General features: G+C 37.2%; 15 protein-coding genes, 1 rRNA gene and 1 riboswitch. Of the genes, 10 read left to right on the forward strand and 6 right to left on the reverse strand.

Annotated elements, in window-relative coordinates:
- Positions 1–105 precede the first annotated feature (105 nt).
- A 5S ribosomal RNA gene (gene rrf, locus B7C41_RS00005) occupies positions 106–220 on the forward strand.
- 714 nt (positions 221–934) lie between these two features.
- A complete protein-coding gene (locus B7C41_RS00010; RefSeq protein ID WP_085296717.1) occupies positions 935–2,149 on the forward strand; it encodes a DEAD/DEAH box helicase in 1,215 nt (404 codons plus the stop codon).
- 224 nt (positions 2,150–2,373) lie between these two features.
- Here B7C41_RS00010 and B7C41_RS00015 read toward each other — a convergent pair whose 3' ends face one another.
- Positions 2,374–2,742: an RNA-binding S4 domain-containing protein gene (locus tag B7C41_RS00015; RefSeq protein ID WP_085296718.1), complete on the reverse strand. Its 369-nt coding sequence runs from the start codon at positions 2,740–2,742 to the stop codon at positions 2,374–2,376.
- A gap of 284 nt (positions 2,743–3,026) precedes the next feature.
- Here B7C41_RS00015 and B7C41_RS00020 point away from each other — a divergent pair, with 284 nt between their 5' ends.
- A complete protein-coding gene (locus tag B7C41_RS00020) occupies positions 3,027–3,344 on the forward strand; it encodes a VF530 family protein (RefSeq protein ID WP_085296719.1) in 318 nt (105 codons plus the stop codon).
- Positions 3,345–3,513: 169 nt separating this feature from the next.
- On the opposite strand, the gene B7C41_RS00025 is transcribed toward B7C41_RS00020, so the two are convergent.
- Positions 3,514–4,578: a tetratricopeptide repeat protein gene (locus tag B7C41_RS00025; RefSeq protein WP_085296720.1), complete on the reverse strand. Its 1,065-nt coding sequence runs from the start codon at positions 4,576–4,578 to the stop codon at positions 3,514–3,516.
- Positions 4,579–4,892: 314 nt separating this feature from the next.
- On the opposite strand from B7C41_RS00025, the gene B7C41_RS00030 reads away from it, so the two are divergent.
- The 5 genes from B7C41_RS00030 to B7C41_RS00045 all read left to right on the forward strand — a co-directional run bounded on the left by B7C41_RS00030 (position 4,893) and on the right by B7C41_RS00045 (position 9,514).
- Positions 4,893–5,243, forward strand: coding sequence for a hypothetical protein (locus B7C41_RS00030; RefSeq protein WP_085296721.1), 351 nt, complete (start codon positions 4,893–4,895; stop codon positions 5,241–5,243).
- Positions 5,244–5,635: 392 nt separating this feature from the next.
- Entirely contained in the window at positions 5,636–6,529 is an 894-nt protein-coding gene (locus B7C41_RS00035; protein ID WP_085296722.1) for a DUF2306 domain-containing protein, read from the forward strand.
- Between the two features lie 266 nt (positions 6,530–6,795).
- Positions 6,796–7,482, forward strand: a complete 687-nt coding sequence (locus B7C41_RS00040; protein WP_085296723.1) for a DUF4386 domain-containing protein — start codon at positions 6,796–6,798, stop codon at positions 7,480–7,482.
- 497 nt (positions 7,483–7,979) lie between these two features.
- Positions 7,980–8,168, forward strand: a complete 189-nt coding sequence (locus B7C41_RS20005; RefSeq protein ID WP_143764253.1) for a hypothetical protein — start codon at positions 7,980–7,982, stop codon at positions 8,166–8,168.
- Between the two features lie 182 nt (positions 8,169–8,350).
- A complete protein-coding gene (locus B7C41_RS00045; protein WP_085296724.1) occupies positions 8,351–9,514 on the forward strand; it encodes a helix-turn-helix transcriptional regulator in 1,164 nt (387 codons plus the stop codon).
- A 1,013-nt stretch (positions 9,515–10,527) separates the two neighbouring features.
- Here B7C41_RS00045 and B7C41_RS00055 read toward each other — a convergent pair.
- Together B7C41_RS00055 and B7C41_RS00060 are read right to left on the reverse strand one after the other, a co-directional pair.
- Positions 10,528–11,232, reverse strand: coding sequence for a substrate-binding periplasmic protein (locus B7C41_RS00055; RefSeq protein WP_085296726.1), 705 nt, complete (start codon positions 11,230–11,232; stop codon positions 10,528–10,530).
- Positions 11,233–11,469: 237 nt separating this feature from the next.
- A complete protein-coding gene (locus tag B7C41_RS00060; RefSeq protein ID WP_085296727.1) occupies positions 11,470–13,629 on the reverse strand; it encodes a S46 family peptidase in 2,160 nt (719 codons plus the stop codon).
- A 325-nt stretch (positions 13,630–13,954) separates the two neighbouring features.
- Here B7C41_RS00060 and B7C41_RS00065 point away from each other — a divergent pair, with 325 nt between their 5' ends.
- Positions 13,955–14,956, forward strand: a complete 1,002-nt coding sequence (locus B7C41_RS00065; RefSeq protein WP_085296728.1) for a GGDEF domain-containing protein — start codon at positions 13,955–13,957, stop codon at positions 14,954–14,956.
- A 46-nt stretch (positions 14,957–15,002) separates the two neighbouring features.
- Here B7C41_RS00065 and bluB read toward each other — a convergent pair whose 3' ends face one another.
- Both bluB and B7C41_RS20550 read right to left on the reverse strand, forming a co-directional pair.
- Entirely contained in the window at positions 15,003–15,797 is a 795-nt protein-coding gene (gene bluB / locus B7C41_RS00070; protein WP_085296729.1) for a 5,6-dimethylbenzimidazole synthase, read from the reverse strand.
- Between the two features lie 42 nt (positions 15,798–15,839).
- Positions 15,840–16,102, reverse strand: a riboswitch (cobalamin riboswitch).
- A 193-nt stretch (positions 16,103–16,295) separates the two neighbouring features.
- Positions 16,296–18,725 (reverse strand): S8 family serine peptidase, encoded by a 2,430-nt coding sequence (locus B7C41_RS20550; protein WP_085296730.1) that lies wholly within the window; start codon positions 18,723–18,725, stop codon positions 16,296–16,298.
- A gap of 643 nt (positions 18,726–19,368) precedes the next feature.
- Between B7C41_RS20550 and B7C41_RS00080 the strand changes: the two genes are divergently transcribed.
- Positions 19,369–21,054 (forward strand): S8 family peptidase, encoded by a 1,686-nt coding sequence (locus B7C41_RS00080; RefSeq protein WP_085296731.1) that lies wholly within the window; start codon positions 19,369–19,371, stop codon positions 21,052–21,054.
- Positions 21,055–21,224: the final 170 nt, after the last annotated feature.

Below are 21,224 nucleotides of genomic sequence, written 5' to 3' on the forward strand. Positions count from 1 at the left end.
TGGTTTTGTAGGTAAGTTTGACAATACTCGCAAGAGTGACACGTACATAAAGAATTGAATAAGACACTAACGTATTTATAAATGCTTTCTAGATTAACTTTTTTGTCTAGCGACAATAGCGACATAGCCCCACCTGATCCCATTCCGAACTCAGTAGTGAAATGTGTTAGCGCCGATGGTAGTGTGGGAGTTCCCATGTGAGAGTAGGACATTGCTAGGCTTCTATTAAGAAAAGCCCGACTCGAAAGAGTCGGGCTTTTTGCTGTTAGGCGTTTAAAGTTTTAAAATATGAATTAGCGTCGCTGGTTCATAGCGAGTGGGAGTTGTTCTCTATTATGTGAGTCCGTTCCTGCACATCCATGTGCTTACGGCGTTTGTATGTCCTATGCGTCAGTAGCACACAATTCATTGCCATCCTGGCATCGTTGCATTAGAAAATCCATGCACGTCATTGCTAGACTTCTATTAAGAAAAGCCCGATTCGAAAGAGTCGGGATTCTTGTCGTCTACACTTTTACTACTTACTATAGCGTCACTCGCTTCTTGCCATCTCGAGAACTACTTCAGCGTTGTTCTAATGACTACATCCATGCAGTTCCATAGCGCATTAGTATTTCCTATATGCCTTGATATTATGGCTATGTGCCAAAATTAACTACGCATTTGAGGTGGAGTGTAAAATAATTAAGTTATTACTTATCTTTTATAAACTCGCTTTGATAAATTATCAATCATTAACTTTGTGACAAATTGCCATCTAGCCTTGATAATATGGATGCTAATGCATACTTCAGATTAGGTGTCCATATCCAGAACAACGATTCAACATATGCTCAGAAGTATTTGGGAGGAATAGTCATTTAGAATACGACTTAAATACGTTAAAGCATTCTGTTAGAATACTGGGCTATTGATTAAAGCATAACGAAGTAGCATGTCAGAATTTAAAGCCTTTTCACTTTTAGCGTCAATTATTGACCGCCTTAGCCTTAAAGGCTACAAACAGCCGACACCGATCCAAAAAGAATGTATTCCTGCGCTTATTAATGGCAATGATTTGTTGGGTATAGCGCAAACGGGTACAGGTAAAACGGCGGCCTTTTCATTACCTATTATCAATAACTTTGGACGAAACAAAATTGATATCAAAGCGAAGAGTACGCGCTCGCTTATTCTTACGCCAACAAGAGAGTTAGCCTCACAAATTGTGCAAAACATTGATGATTATTCTGAGGGCTTAGGACTTAAAACTAAAGTTGTTTATGGCGGTGTCGGCAGACAAGGGCAAGTAGATGCTATTGCACTCGGGCTTGATATTTTAGTGGCTACTCCTGGACGGTTATTAGACTTAATTGAAACTGGCGATATACATTTTGAAGCGTTGGAAGTTTTTGTGTTAGATGAAGCGGACACAATGCTTGATATGGGATTCTTTAATGATGTTCAAAATATTATATCTAAGCTGCCAAAACGCCGACAAACACTGCTATTTTCAGCGACTATGCCTGCTGAAATAGAGATACTTGCACAAGCAATATTAATCAAACCAACCAAAATTGAAATTGCTGCGCAAACAGTTACCATTGATTTGGTTAACCAGAGTGTATATCACCTTGAAAAATCAAATAAAGTTTCTTTACTATTTTACATATTGAAAAATCCTGACTTTGAAAAAGTACTTGTTTTTTGTAAAACAAAGTATGGCGCTGACATTATTGTCAAAGCACTCGAAGAAGCGTCAATAACTGCGGCGAGTCTTCATAGTGGGAAAACCCAAGCCATGAGGGAAGAAGCCTTGCAAAGCTTTAAAGATGAAAATTTAAGAGTATTAGTTGCCACTGATGTCGCTGCTCGTGGCATTGATGTGGATAACATAACGTTAGTTATTAACTATAATCTGCCTGAAGACCCAAGAAACTATATACACCGTATAGGGCGAACGGCTCGTGCAGGGAAAAGTGGTATGGCGATTTCATTTGCCGTAGAAAATGATGTAAGGCAACTAACGACGATTGAAAACAGCATAGGGCAAGTTATTCCTGTCGAAACAGAGCAGCCTTTTCATAAAGAGTTTTTAAAAGTGACTCAGAAAATAAAGAAAAAGAAACCGGTTAAAAAACCTCAGAGAACAAGAAATAAAAGAAAATAGGAACAAGCATAAATTAGCTCGTTAATGAGTTTCACTTCATTGGGATTGGAGGGGATACGATGGCAAGCTCTTCTGTATTGATACAGTCTAGCCTGAGGCGAAACAAAGCATCATTTTTCTAAGGTGGTTATTTAGTTATTTTCAAAAAAACGAAAAGCCTCTATATTAAGCTTTTCGTTTTAGTTTATTTTTAACTACTTTCAATTTTTAACGAATAATTAACGCTAAGTCGGATTTTTTTTCGATGACTCTGTTGATGGCTCTGCCGCTGTTTTTGATGAAGTAGCGAACGATTTGATTCTAGCTCTTTTCTTCTTTTTGGCATTTTTATTTACAGAAACTACAGCATCGATAAATTCTGCTGATTTTTTGCTTGGGTTATAAGCGATTTCAATTGTTTTACCGTTCAATTCGATAATATCGCCGTGGCGAATTTTTTTACGTTTTTGAATTGTAACTTTATTATTTACTGAAATATTACCTTCACTGATCATGGTTTTAGCTTCGCCGCCACCAACCATGTTGGATATTTTGAGTAACTTATAAAGTTCTATCGGTTCAACACAAATGTCGAAAATTGAATGTTCAGACATGAAATAGGCCTAATAATTTTAAATAAATAATATTGTTGAATTCTAGCATATATAACCCTAAGCCAGTAGCAAGTAGTTCATCGTACCATCATTGTATTTTTCGGAAGGTACTTTATCGTCGGCGTTGTTTTTCTCAGTAGAATAAGGTGAGAGCTGGAACGTAGTAAGTTTTCTCGGCTATTTGAATATATATTCATCAATATATCTTTACCTGTGTCAAAAGTATAAGCCTGTTTATATTTAAGAAACTTGGTACAATACTACTTTTTGATTTTAGGTAGCAAATGAATAAAAGTAATGAGCCACTACACGGCGTGAAACTTGAGCAAATTCTAACAGAACTGGAGAAAGAAGTTGGTTGGGATAAGATGGGTGAGTTGCTTAATATTCGTTGTTTCCTTAATAAGCCACGTCTTAAATCAAGTTTAAAATTTCTCCGCACAACCCCTTGGGCACGCAGTAGAGTTGAAATTTTATATCTGAAAACTTTTTGTAGCAAACATAAGGGAACCGGTAACGCAATTAGGGGAATACTTGCTCAAAAAACAGCAGTAACTCAAACTACTTCTGAGAAGCCGACTCCTTTTGTTTGGCCAACATAGCAATATCAAAAAGATAGATAAATAAAAATCGGCGCTAGCAGGGTGTAATTTAAAAAATTGAATTGAGTGCCGTATTTAAATCTATGGTTAAGTTATTGAAGTCAATGTTGCCTGGTCGCTTAAAGTACGGTCTAGTATTATTAGATCTAATACTTAATTAGTCTGATTTCTAATTTATTCGATAACTTGTACCTGATTCATTTAATGCTTGATAAAAGTCTTCAATTTGACACACTTCTTCTGATTGGCAGAGTATGCGATATTTCTCTATTGCTGGCTGATAACCTTGCAAAGCTGCCTGGAATAACCAATGAGTAGCATTTTCAATGTCTCGACTTCCTTTAATACCCATTAAGTAGAGTTCAGCTAAGTTAGTTTGTCCTGGTGCGTAGCCTAATTCTGCTGATTGTTTCAATAAAACAAAAGCTTGTTCAAACCTATCTTCAATATAAATTTCTTTAAGGAAAGCCATACCCTGAGTGTTTTGTCGTTTTCCTGAAATATAACGCCACTCTTCTTTTGCCATTGTTGAGTTGGTCACAGGGTTACCATTAATCATATAAACGGCTTTATTTCTACCGATCATATTAAACTCTGGCCGTACTACGCGCTCAATGAAACCTTGCTGGAATAATTTATCTAATTCAGCATAAGAAAAGTTTTGACGCCTTTGTTCGAAATAATCAAAATTAGTACTATGGCCAAAACGTAGACTATTGCTTAAAGAACTTTTCATCGGGTAAAAGTAGTTACCATAAGTAAGCGATACTATACCACCGGTAATATCGACAATTTTAGCAAGTCGATAGTTGTTATGTGGACGTAGATCACCTGATACTTTTCGATAGTCTAAATAATAAAAATCGTTAATTTTGGGGGCTTCAATATAAGCTTGGCTCTGACGATTCTTTTGCTGCTCTTCAGAAAAGTAATAACTCAGCAATAAGATGATAAGGATGCTACCTGCAAAAGTGCTAAGTAAGCGCAGCTTATTGAAAAGTGCTAAGCCAAAATCAGAAAAAATTAATTTTCGATCAGCTGTGTTATTAGAAAAGTGCTGACACTTCGAACATTGTACTTGTGTATCACGCTTTACCGGAAAAATAGGTAGGTACTCAAAAAAGTAAAAAGCATAAGTGATAACTGAATTGACACGATGTTTGTGGCTACCACAACAAGGGCAAAGTAATTTGTCAGTTGTGCCTAAGCTTATTGTTGACTCGCGATAATCCATATCTAAACCTACGGTTAATTGTTACTTTTTCAAGAGTGTTATTTTTATAGCATTGGTATATAAAGCAGACAAGCTTTTTATACTAATCATTTCGTAGGCTACCGTTAACTGATTTATTCATTGTTTGTCATGCCACTAAAAAACATTATTTTCTCCTACTATGGTAACTAGCACCTAATTATTAACAGTATCTGGCTTTGGGTGTGTTCATATCAATAATCGTCTGTTATTTTAGCGTAATATATCTACTAGGTTATAGCCAAGTAAGCACCTTTAAATCATTAAGAAGTAAATTAAACTAGGAGAAGTAAGTAATGGTAAACATGTTAATTGCATATCAACTTAATGAGGGGGATGTTATTGAAATTAATCATCCAGAAGAGTTTGAGTTTAAAGATTTAGACGGCAATAGTTTAGGGAATGCTGAGCTTATTAAGCGTCATAATAATGACCTAATATTAGCTGAAGCCGCATTTGTTATCTCTGCCGAACATGAAAATATTGCGATACCAAGCGATGCTGCATTCATGGCACCAAAAGAGGGAGTAAAACAACCTTTTGACTTTAATGGTCTGGTCAAGGTTTGTGGTTTTTCTTCTATTAAATATAAATTTGATAAGCAGGGTGATGAGAGCACTGATTGGGTTGTTGCTTATCCTCATTAGTTATTGAGCGCAGAGTAATGCTCAATGACTTTTGACAACACTAAATCTATGATTCAATGCCAAGCTTATTCCTATATCTATAATTAAGTTGGTTAATTCCCCGGTAAAATAACCTCAAAGGCAAGCTGCAATTGGTTGGCCTTTTTTAATGATGTCACTTGAATATATCTCTTTAAATCACAGCTGATTATTGCTTGTCAATGAGCGGTTTTATTTAATTTTATATTGATGAATAACACGTTGACTTAAAATCAATAGGTGTATCCCCAGCCTTTAGAAACAGCAAAAAAAGCGATTTAATTGAAAAATACGTTCGAATAGGCCCATTTGGGCGAATTTGTTAGTCATTTCCCCATACTACTCAACATTGATGTAGAGAATAAGGGGTTAAAATGGAAAATATACGTGGTGGTGTTTCTGGCTCGCCAATAAGAAATGAGACGATAAAAGCAGATGGACAGCAAAGAAAACCTAAGAAAATTGCTAATCAATCTTTGAAATACGTTACCGTGTTTTGGTTTGTTACGGCGTTATTTGGGCAATGGTTTTTCTTTTACTACATTATGGGGTTCTACGGGGACTCAGTAATAAACGATAATATGGAATATTTGAATGTCGTGTTTGAACGCTTCGGCGTCACTCCTTACCGCGCAGGAGATTTTTCTGGTAACCTTGCATTTATTGCCCACGCTATCGGTGCCGGTATAGTGGCTTTTGGTGGTGCATTGCAGCTCATACCCAAAGTTCGAAACTCCTTTCCAAAATTTCATAAAATTAATGGCTATGTCTATCTCATAACGGTCTTCTTTTTAGCCGTTTCTGGCTTCTATCTAGTATGGATAAGAGACACCAGCCCAATAGGTGTTCCTGAAATAGGTACAACGATTAATGGTTTTTTAATATTAGCATTTGCTTATTTAACCGTGCGCTTAGCGATTAAAAAGGATATTGCTAACCACCGAAAATGGGCCTTGAGACTATTTTTCGTCTCAAATGCTCAATGGATATTAAGAGTGGGTACATTTAGCTACCTAGTAACAGGAAACATATTGGGAATGACCCCTGCTTTTGGCGACCCGTTTTTTTATATGTGGACATTTGGCTGTTATGTTTTACCGCTACTAACGTTGCAATTATATTTTTACGCGAAGGAAAGAGGCAGTGACAGTGTTAAGTATGCAACCAGTGGTTTGTTGTTAGTAATTACTATGCTTATGATTATGGGCATGGTTGGCTATATACCTTTCTTATTAAAGGTCTTGTCAGGCGGACCAATTACATTCTAAATGTTGTTTCAAGTTAGAGACAATGAAGTAGGGCAATTCATTTATTGGGATTGCTCCATTTTTAAACCGTATTATTTTGTTATTTGACTATAAAAAAAGTAAAAAGTACTAAAAAACACGTTCGAATAGGCCCATTTGAACGACAGCAGGTCTATAAGTAACTAATCTTCATTCAACAAATTATGTAAGCAGGGCAGAAAGTTAAGAAATTAAACTCGCATCGCTGTTGATAATTTTTAATACTAATAACTTTAAGGAAATACACTATGTCTAGTTTATTCGCGGCACGTATGGTGGGCGCATTATTTCTTATTTCAACTTCCTCGTATATGGTTGCTAGTTCACTCATCGGTGAGCTATTTAGTTCTCCCGATTATCTGGAACTGTTTTATCCTAATAAATATTCTGTGACCACCGCCGTGCTACTGGAGTTTATAAACTCAGCGGCTGTAGTAGGTATTGCGATAGTTATTTACCCCATCGTTAAGCAATACAATGAAAGGATCGCACTCGGCTATGTCGCATTTAGGCTCATCGAAGCGGTTATGTTACTAATAGGGGCTGTCGCTTTATTGTCAATGATGAGATTGAGTAAAGAGCTCGTTGAAACTACTGTCAATAACGTTGAACATTTGCATACAATGGCTACCGTTCTGAGAGCCGAACGTTATTATGACTTTCAAATGGGCATGATTCCTCTGGCAATGTGCGGTTTTATTCTATGTATAACGTTCTACCAATACCGACTTGTGCCAAGACTACTCTCGGGTTTAGGTCTATTGGGCTATTTTGCTCTTTTGCTGAAAATTCTGTTTGACTTTTTTGACGTTAGTTTAGGCGGAGCATTGCTGTATATTCCTGGCGCTTTGTTTGAGTTCATTCTACCACTTTGGTTAATTGTAAAAGGGTTTAACTTGGACGAAAAACCGAAACAATCAGAAACGGTAGAGTAGTTTCAACTCAATTGTCGTTGATATTATTAGGATTTTATTTTTAAACCGGTAAAGAAACTAAGGGTGGAAAGCCAATTATCCATACAACCTCTAACTTTTTTTGAAAACTGTTCAGGTTGTTTTACTAACAATTAGAAGGAAAAAATAGAGTGATATCAGTTCATTAACAGCTCTTTCCTCAAAGAAGTTAACGGCATAAGTGCTCGTATTTAACTTTACCAATGCCAAACATTTAAAGTGAAGAGCTATTAATAATTTGAAGGTGAAAAATGGAAAGCTTAACTATGAGCACAAGTAACGTTAATCGTTGAGACTTTCAGTTTTTTATTATCGCAGGGTGTTTTACGTTGATAGATCCGCTGCTTTTGTGGATTCGCCATTACTTGAATCATTAGTTATCAACCTTATGGCCCGCTATACCTGCGAATATAGGGTTAGTATCTAACGTGTTCGGATAATTAAAGCTTTATTCGCGAGCTTCTATTAATGCCCTGCTAGTGGCCAAAAGTGGTGCCAGTTTTACATTGTTGGCACTTGCTTCGTTAAGTTTAGTTGCACTGTGGATTTTTATCGTATCGGCATTTGATGAAAGCATGAAAAAACAGCAATCCCAACGGCTTCTTGTCTTGATGACATTCATGGTGGCGATGACATTAGCGTTTTTCACTAATGCAATTACGTTTTAGTACACAACAAAAAATTGATTATTTGCTCTATGATTACCTTGAAAAAGCGAATTAAAAAGAAGGTAGACTTGTTCGTGCATTCTTTAGTTGTAAACAGAATTACCATTAAAGTGATATGTAGATTCGGGTAGGTTTTGGGTTTATAATTTCAATGAGTCATAAATTTTTTCTTTGGTAATAGTATGGTCCACGTTTTAGCCACAGTTTTATATTCCTGCATCATGGGAATAACAATACTCGCATTATTAGAAGTCTTCAAAAGGCCGAACGATAGACAAAACTTATGCCTAAAAGGCCTGTTGTTGCTATTGCTGATACACTCTGCTGGTGAGCTTTTTTTATACTCAGGCGCTTTTGTTTATGCGCCAAACTTAGTTGGTGTGCACGGCCCCTTTAGAGTTTTACTTGGACCGGCGCTCTATTTTTATGCTTATACTTCTATGTCTCCTGATAAGGGTACCGATAAACGTATGGTGGTATTGGCACTGTCTGGGCCCATTATTGTGTTGTTGGGTATGCTGCCCTTTATTCTTATGATCAGCCCAGCGGAGAAAATTGCTCTAGCTACTCCATCAATGAGAGACCCTGAACTCTGGAAAATCGCCGTATTTACCTGTTTTTTCACCACTTTTGTTTTTATTTTCTACACGCTATTGTATTTAGTTGCCGCTTTAAAACTTCATAATGGTCACCGTCAACAACTGATGGAGCGTTTTTCTGAAATAGAACAACGTTCATTAGATTGGTTTCGACCCGTACTATTAATTTGGGGAACAGTATGGTTAATGTATGCCGTCGAATTTTCAATTGGTGCTTTGGGCTGGCGTTGGTTTGGCTCTGGCATATTACTGCCTATTTTAGAGGTGATAGCATTGGCGATTTTTATTCAGAAGGCACTCAACCAAAAAGTGCTTAATGATTCTGATAAGGGGTTGCCTCTTGCTAGTCAGTCGAATCAAGGTCAGAAAAGGGCTGCTATACTTAGTACTGAAAAAATGCAGTTGATTGCGTCAAAACTAGAACATGCAATGAGAGAAGACAAGTTGTTCTTGCAGGATAATTTATCGTTAAACAAATTATCCGAGTCAATTTCTGAAACTGAAAACCACATATCAGAAACACTCTCGCAATTCTTACAAACCAAATTTTTTCAGTTTGTTAATGGTTTTCGAATTGAGGAAGCGAAGTTAGCTTTACAGGATAGTGATAAATTAGTTACTAGTATTGCCTTTGATGTTGGCTTCAATTCTAAGTCAACATTCAATACCGCTTTTAAAAAAAATGTGGGTTATAGTCCATCAGCATATCGAAATTCTCTGCTGGAAAATAAGCAAAAAGTACTTTGAATAAACACTTTGTTTGAAACCTTATTCTGTTGTTTTTTAGTTAAGAGCCTGAACTGAGAATATACTTGGTAATGACTGTGCTTGTTATTTGGTGGCTATAATTATCTTAAAATTCTACTTACCTTTGATGTAGTAAATAAAATATATAGAAACCAACCTTTAGATATTGGCATAATAAGGAATTTTTCATGATTGATCTCGCCGCTGAAAGTAATCCGTAAGTATATGATGCTAAGTTGCCTGATGTTTATGAAATAAAAATGCAATCGTTGGAGTCTAGCTATGCGACAACAAGCTTCAAAATTGCTTCAGCACTTATGATTTTACTAGTGCTAATACTGACATTTATCAGATTGCAACCTTGGTTTGATTGGCATGAAACTCTGCTTGCTGGACTTACGCTTGATGTTTACCCTAAAAATGCTTTAGGTATATTAACTTTGCTGCGATTAGTAAACGTTTTTTTATTCATTACATTGGCGTGTTATCCGCGCCAATTTATTTAGCCGTACTAACGCTGTTGGTTATTTTAGAAAATTACTCCTTAGTATTACCTATCACCAGTGCCTTTGTTTTCGTTTGTGTGCTTATTTTTATGCGTTGGAAGCGTTGAGGATATGCCGTTGATGAGAAATATGTATACGTTCGTAAAGGATTTTTCGGTGTAGATCATTTTGTCTTTCCGGTATTTAAAGTTCAATAAACTGTTTTAAAGCAAAGTAAATTTAAATAACGTCGTCAATTATGTTTAGTTAGTTTTATTTTTGACTTCTGGTGCAGTGGATGTGCCTTTTATTAAAGAAGTGCAGGGAATAGAGCTTATTAATCGGTGTTTATGTGTCCAAATAGTGAGCTATTTGGTTTCTTCAACAACGTAAATGGACGTTTAACTAATTGATTCTATAGCGTTGCTTAAGCAGAGCTGAAGTTAACTACATAAATTGACGGTTAGAATTTAACTTAATGTATCAAAAAGGCAATATTAACCATATTATATCTATAGAACTTATCATTTAGTTGAAAAGCCCTTTCTGGTAGGCACTTGTTATTTTCTCGACTAGATTTTTATTGCTTAAACCTAGTTTGTGATACTTGCTAAAACCGAAAAATGTTGCGTTGTTTCTAACTTCTTCAAGAACAATAGGTGATACTTTTAACTTTTTGCTATTAATTTCTTCAGAAAAAGTTTTCAATAATTCAGGACTTAACATTATCAAGTCAATTCTACCTTTAAGCAGCAGAGAAAAACCAATAGGGTCACTTTGCACTGAAACTTTATCTAAAGTATTGTCATGATCAAAACGAGGGAAGTATGCTGCACCTCGGGAAACACCAATTATTTTTTCTTTGAAATCATCATAAGTATTGATGACTATGCCTTCTTTTGAAATAACCTTCAGCTCATCGGCGGGTTTAAATGGTGCATAAATTGCGAACTTACTCCGTTGCGTTGTTTTACTAAGTCCAGCAATCACATCTACATCACCTTTCTTCAACATGGCAATACACCTTGCGAAGTTGGGGGACTGCACAAATATCAACTTTTTATCTAGTAGACTGGCGAGTACCTCAAGTGCTGAAATATGAGTTCCATGTGGATTATTTCCCAAATATTGATAAGGTGGGTGATCGTCAATACAGGCAATAATGACTTTACTTTGGGCTTGTGTAAATGACGCCCAGAATAGGCTTAGCAAAAGTAAAGTAATATTTCTCATAGCTTCGTGCTTAAACCTTCGTGATACGGAGTTGTAAGTCTACACTATAGTGTGTTCTTTCTAAACTAGCGGTGCTTTCAATCATGGGGTGAGGTGTATGTCAGTTATCTGTTTATGGCCCTACGTTACTTTGCATATTTGTAATGCACTTAAGCGAACAAAATAACTAACAAATACTTTTTTGTACGAAGATAAAAAATCCAGCGACAGCTGGATTTTTAGTTCGAATATAATTACTTATTCAACAATATCCATTTCTTCGATTAGGTTCGTAGCACCGTCAACGTGCTCCATTACCCAAAGCATATATTTAATATCAACATGAATAGAGCGGTTCAATTTAGTATCGTAATCCCAATCGCCAATAATACTTTCATATACGCCATCAAAAACTAGCCCAACAAATTCAGCTTTGTCATTTAATGTTGGAGAGCCAGAATTACCGCCAGTGATGTCGAGCGTGCCTAAAAAGTTTACTGGCACACTGCCAAGTTCTTTTTTAACATATTCACCGTATTGTTTATTTTTAATAAGAGACAGCTCTTTTTCAGGGGCATCGAAAGGGCTGATACCCGTATCTTTTCTTACAATACCTTCAAGCGTAGTAAAAGGAGTAGCGACTAAGCCGTCTTGTGGTGAATAGCCTTTTACATTTCCGTAAGTAACTCGTAGTGTGCTGTTTGCGTCAGCATATACTGGAAGATTTTTTGAGTTGAAATAAGCAATCAATGCCGCCATATATTTTGGACGGTAAGATTGAATATTGCCTGAAAGTTCTTCGCTTGCTTCTTCAAGTTGCTTACGCTCAGCAGATGTTGCTACAGCAAGTTGAATGAACGGGTCATTACTGTTAGCAAAATCTTTTGACGATTTGCTCATCCAATTAAGACGGGTGGCTTCTTTATCCAATTCTGTCGTTTGGTACATCTTAGTAAGTTTGGCTTGAAATTGTTCTTCATTAAAGCCTTTATCGAGACCGAAAAACATATCTAATGATTGTAGACGCAGTGCTTTTGGTAGTTGTACGTAATGTCTAAACATTGCGAGGACTATTTTTTGGTCAATTTCGGCATCGTAACGACGATTAACGGCTTTCATACCTTGCTCAAAACGAGCGAGATCACGTTCTTGATAACCACGCTTACGTTCAATGTTGGGTTTGGTATTTTCTTGTGACAAACGGTACAAGCGGTTGGCTGTGCTTAACATTTTGCCATAGTTGAAATAGCCTAAAATTAGATCTCTTGCTTGATTTTTCTGGTCTTGCTTGATTAAGCTATTTAAGCCGTTCAGTGCTTCACCGTATTGCTTTTTGAGAGCCGCATCAGCATTAATCCAAGCACTAAGTTTTGCTTCTAGTGCTTGCTTGCGTGAAAGAGTAGTGCCCTTATTATAGCTTTCTACCATGCTGCCATAATTTTTAGCGTAGTTGGCTAAGCTTGCTAGTGTGCTTTCATATTTAATTCGAGCGTCACTACCTGGTGCAGAGTTGTCATGAATTAGGTTAATGATTTCTTCGCGGTATGCTTTTGCTTTTGGATAGGTCCAAGTAAATTGGTTTTCCACTTCAAGCGCGGTGCGGTAGCGGTTCGTACGACCTGGGTATCCTAGCACCATGATGTAATCATTTTCATCAACACTGCTTTTGTTAACCTTCAGATGATGTTTAGGCTCATAAGGCACGTTATCAGTGCTGTAATCTGCCGGTTGACCATCTTTACCAACATAAGCACGGTAGAAGCCATAGTCGCCAGTGTGGCGTGGCCACATCCAGTTATCAATATCACCACCGTACTTGCCTACGCTGCTCGCTGGCGCATGTACTAGACGTACGTCACGAATGGTCAGTTGTTTAAATAGGTAATATTCTAATCCACCATGAAAATTAACGACGCTACAACGATATTTACTATCACTCTCACACTCGGCAACTAAAGACTTTGAGCTTTTATCAATACTTTTAAAGCGCTCTGCACCAGTCATGCTTTCACTAAGTGCAGCATTAATCATCTTCGTCACAGGTGTTATTTCTTCTGTGACATAAATACGACTACCAGGAGTTGCAGGTAATTCCTCTTTAAATGATTTAGCTAAAAAACCATTTTTAAGTAAGTTATTTTCTTCAGTCGAATTATATTGTATTGAGCCATAAACACAGTGATGATTCGTGGCAACTAGGCCTTTATCGGAAACAAATGAGGCTGTGCAGCCCCCTAAGCTAACGATAGCACCCATTGGGAAGCTTGTAAGGTTAGTGAGGCTATTAGGGTCTAGTTTTAAACCTGCATCGACTAATTTATTAGCAATACTGGGTAGTTGATGCGGCTGCCACATTCCTTCATCAGCTATCGTTGCTGTAGACACTAATGCAAAGCATAGTGAAGCGAATTTTTTCATGATGTATATTCTCTAAATTTTAAAGTTAAAAGCTGAACAGATTCTGCTTTATCACCATAAATTAGTCAAAAAAAACACCGAATTAAGCTTTTTAAATGAGGGCGATGATAATAAATTGGCAAAAAAGCTCTATAACGAAGCGTGCACGAATACTTTTCTTAGATATTAATAATAATTATTGAACTAAATACTGATTTTATTAAATGATTAGGCGTATAGTACTTGTTGAAAGGTTCTTGTTTAGATACTCTTATATAATAGGTAACATAATGTTTACAGTTACTTTTGAATTTAACTTAATTATTTGTTGTAAATAGGAAAGTTTGTGCTTATTAAAGATAATTTTGATGAAGCTTTGAAGATAAGTGAATCAACTAATGAGCTTTTATCTCATTATCAGATCCCACCAAGTCCTGTGAATTATTCTGTTATTTACTTATATGTCAGTAAACGCAACGAAAAGTTAACTGCTGAATTGGACCGGCATATTCAAAGCTATCAAGAAATAGACTTAACTTTCATTGAGAGCTTATTCGAAAAATATATTTCCAATTCCCACGCTATTGAGACGCAAATACTTGCTCCGATTGAAAAGTCACTAACATCGACATTAGCAAAAATTAATGAACAAGTTGATAGTGATAAAGTGGTTGCTTCGAATCTTAAAAAAGCAGAAAAAGCACTTTCTCAGCACGAATATCAGAAGTCTATGCAAAATATCGTGGCCTTTCTCATGAAGAGTATTGCGACATCTCAGCAGCAGCATAATGACTTATCGTTAGAGTTAACCCGCGCTTGTGGTGAAGTGAGCTTTTTAAAATCAAAACTAGAAGCGGCAAGGCATGAAGCTATTATTGATTCACTGACCGGTTTATTTAATCGTCGCGGTTGTGATACTAAGTTGCAAGCATTGGATATTGAACAAGTACATTCTTCCTTAGCGATAGATATTGATCACTTTAAAAATATTAATGACCAATTTGGCCACTTTATTGGTGACAAAGTCATTCAACGCATTGCTAAGGTTATAAAGGCGACTATTTCAGAACAAGATATTGCTGTCAGGTTTGGTGGTGAGGAGTTTGTTGTAGTGATGGTTAACAAAACCATGACACAGGCCTATGAAGTAGCGGAAAAGATAAGACTAGCAATAGCTGGATTAACCTTGAAACAGCGAGATTCCAAAGCGTATTTACCGAAAATATCGGTATCAATTGGCATTGCTGAACGACAGGATGAACTCAATTGGACTGCGTTATTTGAACAAGCTGACACCGCATTATATCAAGCAAAAAGCAATGGTAGAAACAAAAGCGTTTGTTTGTAAACACCTTTATTTCTATAAGGATAACTGGACTTTTATTAACGCAACATTATTTTTTATCAGTAAACGAGTGCGGAAATTTTTCATCTGATTGTAATTGAGCAATTAAAGATTTTTCGTCGCTGTTACTTGCTGACTTCCCCCAAGCATCGAAACTCACTAGTTCGTCAATTGGTCTACGCGGTAACCAGTTTGCCGTTTCTAATTCTGGCTTTTCTTTAAAGTGACTAACATAGCCTAAACAAAGGTAGGCGATAGGAACGATATTGTCAGGTAGTGAAAGTGTTTTTCTTAGTGCGTCGTGATGTAAAATAGATACCCAACCGACACCAACACCTTCGGTACGCGCGGCAAGCCAAAAATTTTGTACTGCACAAACTGAACTGTAAAGATCCATCTCTTTCATATGTGTGCGGCCAATAACTGTTTTCCCGGTACGCTCTCGGTCACAGGTGATACAAACATTTATTGGTGACTCAATAATGCCTTCGAGCTTTAAATTTTTATACTTACTTTGCTTATCGTTATCGAACATTGCCTGCGCTTCTTGATGAGCAAGAGTGAAGTCTTGATGTATTTTATTTTTAACTTCAGGCGATTGTATAATAATAAAATCCCAAGGTTGCATAAAGCCCACTGATGGAGCGTGATGGGCAGCGTAAAGTATGCGACTCAATATTTGTTTTGGGATTGCTTTAGGTAAAAATTGTCCACGAACGTCACGACGATTAAAAATAGCTTTATATAAGCCGTGTTGGTCTTGTTCACTGAAATTATGCTGCTCTTGATAGCCATCAGCATTATGAGTTTGTTCTTGATTGATTCTTTGTACGTTGAAATCCATGGTATTCCCCTTAAATGAATCTTTACAGCGATCGGCCTTTCGCTTTCTTAGATTTTTTAGGCAGGTCTTCTGACTTAAACGTAAACTCATGATCAATGAATTATGGTTTGACACCTTCCCAGTGAATATCACCAGTGGTTTTTATACAAACTTATACCCGAGTTACTTGAAAGAGTACCTTCAAGTGGAACAGGTATATACGTCATTACAGCGTTGGGCACGTATTGGATTTACACCAATTTCCCTATTCTCTTGATTACGACTCAAAAAGTAATGTAATAAGCACCTAAAAAATTACGGCGTGACTATACCATTGAGTGATTAAATTGAAAACGTTATGTTTACTCATGCTCATTAGCCATATGATAAAATTTGAAGGCATCTTCGGAAGGGTAGTTAACGGGGGGGATACGATTAAAATGTTGTAGATATAAAAAAGGGAAAGCCATAATGCACTTTCCCTAATTACAATATTAATTAGGAGCTGACTTTAAATTACTACGGGTTGTACGTAACATTTAAACTAATACCTGTGGCTGCACGGTACCCATAGATGCCGATATGCCATTTACCTGCCGTTGGATTAGTGAAAGCACACGACTCGCTATTGTTGCTATTTTCAGATTTACAATCGTGACTAGATGACGTTGGATTACTACCTTTTTTAATGAATAAATCCGCATCACCTGTACCGCCACTTGTTGTAAAGTCAAGTGTAGCCATACCTGCTGGTACATCTAAGCTATAATAGGTCCAAGCTCTACGGGCAACACTAACATCAGTTACTGAAGCGCTACCACCAGTAGCTCCTCCGCCTGTTGAACCTTCAGTGTAGTTACCTGTTAAGCTCAGATTTGAAAATGCAGAATAACCTATTACTTTAATGTGGTATGTACCTGCTTGTGCCGTTGAAATGCTGCATGATTCTACGCTGTTGCTACTTTCTGACTTGCAATCAGACGACGAGGTCGTTGGCGCTGAACCAAACTTAACATAAAGATCGGCATCGCCGTTTGCACCATTCGTACTAAAGCTTAAGTTAGTTGCTCCTGCAGGAACTTCCATCGTGAAGTTTAATTCAGCAGACGTTGTGGCAGTTAAGTTTGTTTTAGCTATACCATTTTCCAGTATACCACCACTACCTGTAGGTGGTGTCGTTGTACAGCTCGTAGCTAAAGCATCTGAAGCTGCTTTTGCTTGTACTAAGCCGTAGCCAGTTTTGTCATCACGCCCAGGTGTACCTAAATCAATTGCTGTAGATTTTAATGCATTTCGTACTTGTGTTGCTGTACAGTTCGGGTTGTTGCTCCATACTAACGCTGCAACGCCTGTTACATGCGGAGTTGCCATCGAAGTACCGTTGTAATAAGCATAGTTTTGACCGCCAACAACATTTAAATTTGCATTTGATCCTAATTGACTCATTAGCTGCAAACCTAACTGACGATTTACTGATACCGTGGGCACAGTTACTGCAGAAGTAGCATCTATTAAAAATGGATTTTGTAGGCCTGGACGCTCACTATTACTATAAACGATTACACCTGATGCACCCGCATCAGCACATGCTTTTGCCGGATTAATTTCCGGACGATTATTACCTTTTTGGTTGTCATTACGTTCAGCTAAACAAATATTACCAGATACATTTGAACAGTTATAACTACTGCCTGAAATTGTACAGGCAGCTAAAACGCCATTAGTAGAGCCGTTCACATTACTTTTAGTTAAGCTACCTGCATTTTCGATATAATGGTTTTGAGGTACTACTTCGTCATTGCCGTATACCGTTGACCCAAGTGTGATATAGCCTAAACGGCCATCACCAGCTACTGTTGATAATATTGCTTCACCAGGAGCTGAAATTTCAACTTGCGCGGTATATTGAGAAAACTCTGCGTGTTGCCTGTTCTGATCGAGTGCACCAACCGCCATAACTGAATCATATGATGCAGGATAAGATAGTGTTGTGTCACCGTCATTACCAGATGCTGCTATTAATAAAACGCCAGCGTCAGCAGCTGCTTTTAATGAGTTACGTTCAGCGTTGCTTGAACCTGCACCACCTAAGCTCATGTTAATAACTTTAGCACCGTTATTTACGCACGTGTCAACTGCATCAACTAATTCCCCCGTGTACCCCCAACCTGCTGAGTTAAATACTTTAACAATGTGCAAGTTGACGTTAGTGTTTGGCATGATACCAACAACACCTTCTGAGTTATTTACCGCAGCAATGGTGCCGGCAACATGCGTACCGTGAGAGCCGCCATTTTGATACCAGTTACCGGTGCCTGAGTTATTAGTGCCGGATGCATTGTTAGCATTTAAGTCTGGATTTGCACGCTCATACCCAGAATCAATAATACAAACGGTCATGTTGGCAGCATCACCATCAGATAACAAATCAGATTGTGTATCCGAAATACCCCAAGGTTGGTTTTGCGCCATAAAATAACGTTTATAATCTGGTTCTGCAAATTCAACATCAGCGTGGCTATTAATCTCAAGTAACATCGCTTTAACATCATCAATATGTTTTTGTTTACCTAATGAAATAACATGCTGGCCATTCTTAAGTATTTTCACATGCTTTAAACTTTTTCCTGCTTTTTTTGTTAAACCTGATGGCATAGCTTCTTCTGAAGCAAAACCATTTAACTTTTGAGCTTCGAAACCGCTCTTATACTTTACGATTATACGGTCAGTAAAAGATCGACTTTTAATTTTTTGTTCTTCAGGCCATTGGCTAAAGTCAGTATTGACAGGTTCCATTGTATTATTAGCGCCAATAAGAATCGGCTTAATGACTGAAGTTCCTAACTCTATTGCTGAAGCTTCAAGTGCTTGTGCGCTTGTTAGATTACTTGTTCCGGCCAGTATTGAGAGCGTTAATACGCTTAGCCCTAGTGCTTTATTATTTCTCATCTAAGTAAGACTCCAATTGTTTTTACGCTGAATGCAGTAACTTTTGCAGCATCGGACGTATATTTTTATTGTTGGATGATGATTCATCGAGATTAATCATCTCGACTCTTGCTTAACTTGAATAGCAATTCACAGACTTTTTTTATTAAAAAAACGACATTGAGAATCCATGGGTGTTTATTCACTTTATTGTTTTATAAGTAATAAATCCTTTGTTGTCGGATAATTGATAAAAAATGTCGCAATTTTACTAGGGATAAATATTTCAAATGATAATATCAAATTTCTTGTTAGGTTTACTGTCGGTTTAGCAATAAATAGTAAAAGCCAAAGCAATTAACTTAATTTGAATGGGTGAGCCTCTTTCATGTTCTTATCGTTTTTGGAATAAACTTTCTTTGATTTTTATTTGAAAAGAGATAGTTGGTGTTTATATAACATTCAATTGTTAATGTGAGGTTAAAAGTCGTCAGTTGGTGTGATATTGTTTGATAAAATACTTAGGTTAAAACTTAGTATTTATACAGTTTATTTATGATTTCTATCGTTAGTTATCATCGTTTACTGAATTCAAATATGTGTAGTTATACACCCTAATGTTTTAAAATAATTAAAAAAGATGTCATGGGCAAAGGGGATATAAATGTTGTTCACTTCGAATAAAAATAAAATAAAGCTAATTTCAGTTGCGGGAAGCATACTAACTTTAGTTGTGCTAATGGGTTTTAAATCTGCCGCTGTTAAGGATGAAGAAGCTCAGTCATATATCATTAGTGCAAAAAACTTCATATTATTGAAGAATAACCTAAAAGAATTAGGAGCAACTCCGACTCATGAATTAAAAATCATAGATTCTTTTGCTGTTGAATTAACTGTTGAACAATTAAAGTCGCTTCAAGAGAAGCAAGAAATCAAAGTATCCACTAACCACAAAGTTGAATTAAGTGGTTTAGGCATCGGACAACGCCGATGGCAACCAAAATCTGTTGTTACCGAACAAGTTGATGCAACTTATGTACATCGCACTGGTAACTTCGGTGGTGGAGTTACCATAGGTTTTCTTGATACTGGTCTTGATCAATTGCCAGGTATGTCGGTTGACTTAAATGGTCAAGATAAAGCTTGGGGTACATACGACGCAATTAATAATGTTATTAGCAATAATGGTATTGAAGAAAATGGTCATGGCACTCATGTAGCAAGTATCGCGACTAATAGTGACTTTGATATTGATGGTCGAATATATGGTGTTGCCCCTAATGCTTCACATGTCGGCATTAAAGCGTTTGACTCAGAAGGTAAGGCGACTTACGCCGATGTAATTCGTGGTATTGATTGGGCACTACAAGTTAAAGATCAAATTAATTTACGTGTATTGAATATGTCGTTTGGCGGTCCAGTTCGTTCAAATTATTGGGATGATCCGCTAAATAGAGCTGTTATGAAGTTGTGGCAGGCAGGAATTGTTGTTGTGGCATCAGCAGGGAATAGTGGACCTGATCCTATGACTATTGGTGTTCCAGGTAATGTTCCTTATATTATTACTGTTGGCGCGATGACAGACGACTATACTGCTTTTAGTTACAATGATGACAAGGTGGCAAGTTTTAGTGCTGCAGGCCCAACACCTGAAGGTTTTGTTAAGCCTGATGTTATTGCCCCTGGTGGTCATATATCGGGGTTGATGTCATTTGACTCCCAGATCGTATCAGAGCATCCTGAATATCATGATGGTGGGCGTTACTTCGAAATGTCTGGCACATCACAATCAGCCGCTGTTGTTTCAGGTGTTATTGCTCTGTTATTAGCCGAAGAGCCTTTATTAACGCCGGATCAGGTTAAGTGTCGAATATTAGATGGCGCATATCAAGCGAGAAATAATGATGGTAGTCTTCGATATAGTGTCTTCCAACAGGGAGCTGGTTTAGTGAGTGCATACTATGCATTAGCTAGCACTGAGAATGACTGTGCTAATACTAATTTAGATATTGAAAAGGATCTCAATGGTGAAGTACATTACTCTGGCCCTGCAAATATTAATGACGATGGGAATTTTTATGTTGAAGGTTTAGGTGATGAGTATGTTTGGCGTTTAGATGATCCTCAGCTTGATGGTTCTGCATTAACATGGCAAATGAGTGCTACTGAAAGTGGTTCTCAGTGGAATGATATGGCTTCAACTGATGCGTTACTCTGGCGTTATAATTTTGAAACTGATGCATTACTTTGGCGCTATAGCTTTGAAACCGATGCGTTACTCTGGCGCTATAGTTTGGCAGATAACGAGATAGCAACCATTAACATTAATAATTGGGTTGCTCCAGAATAACAACTTTTTGATCAAGCCACTGGTAAATAGTGGCTTTTATTTTTTCATTACTTACCACCACCCTATTCATTTCTTATACTGAGTTAACCACGTGAATTGTCGATTTATCTATTTGCTAAGCTTTTTATTTTCTATTAATTGCATTGCGCAAGATGTTAAGTTATTTAAAA

The sequence above is a fragment of the Cognaticolwellia mytili genome (assembly GCF_002104475.1).
Classification (GTDB): Bacteria; Pseudomonadota; Gammaproteobacteria; order Enterobacterales; family Alteromonadaceae; genus Cognaticolwellia; species Cognaticolwellia mytili.

Coding starts and splice junctions, on each gene's coding strand:
- B7C41_RS00010 (WP_085296717.1), top strand. CDS start 935: ATGTCAGAATTTAAAGCCTTTTCACTTTTAGCGTCAATTATTGACCGC.
- B7C41_RS00015 (WP_085296718.1), bottom strand. CDS start 2,742: ATGTCTGAACATTCAATTTTCGACATTTGTGTTGAACCGATAGAACTT.
- B7C41_RS00020 (WP_085296719.1), top strand. CDS start 3,027: ATGAATAAAAGTAATGAGCCACTACACGGCGTGAAACTTGAGCAAATT.
- B7C41_RS00025 (WP_085296720.1), bottom strand. CDS start 4,578: ATGGATTATCGCGAGTCAACAATAAGCTTAGGCACAACTGACAAATTA.
- B7C41_RS00030 (WP_085296721.1), top strand. CDS start 4,893: ATGGTAAACATGTTAATTGCATATCAACTTAATGAGGGGGATGTTATT.
- B7C41_RS00035 (WP_085296722.1), top strand. CDS start 5,636: ATGGAAAATATACGTGGTGGTGTTTCTGGCTCGCCAATAAGAAATGAG.
- B7C41_RS00040 (WP_085296723.1), top strand. CDS start 6,796: ATGTCTAGTTTATTCGCGGCACGTATGGTGGGCGCATTATTTCTTATT.
- B7C41_RS00045 (WP_085296724.1), top strand. CDS start 8,351: ATGGTCCACGTTTTAGCCACAGTTTTATATTCCTGCATCATGGGAATA.
- B7C41_RS00055 (WP_085296726.1), bottom strand. CDS start 11,232: ATGAGAAATATTACTTTACTTTTGCTAAGCCTATTCTGGGCGTCATTT.
- B7C41_RS00060 (WP_085296727.1), bottom strand. CDS start 13,629: ATGAAAAAATTCGCTTCACTATGCTTTGCATTAGTGTCTACAGCAACG.
- bluB (WP_085296729.1), bottom strand. CDS start 15,797: ATGGATTTCAACGTACAAAGAATCAATCAAGAACAAACTCATAATGCT.
- B7C41_RS20550 (WP_085296730.1), bottom strand. CDS start 18,725: ATGAGAAATAATAAAGCACTAGGGCTAAGCGTATTAACGCTCTCAATA.
- B7C41_RS00080 (WP_085296731.1), top strand. CDS start 19,369: ATGTTGTTCACTTCGAATAAAAATAAAATAAAGCTAATTTCAGTTGCG.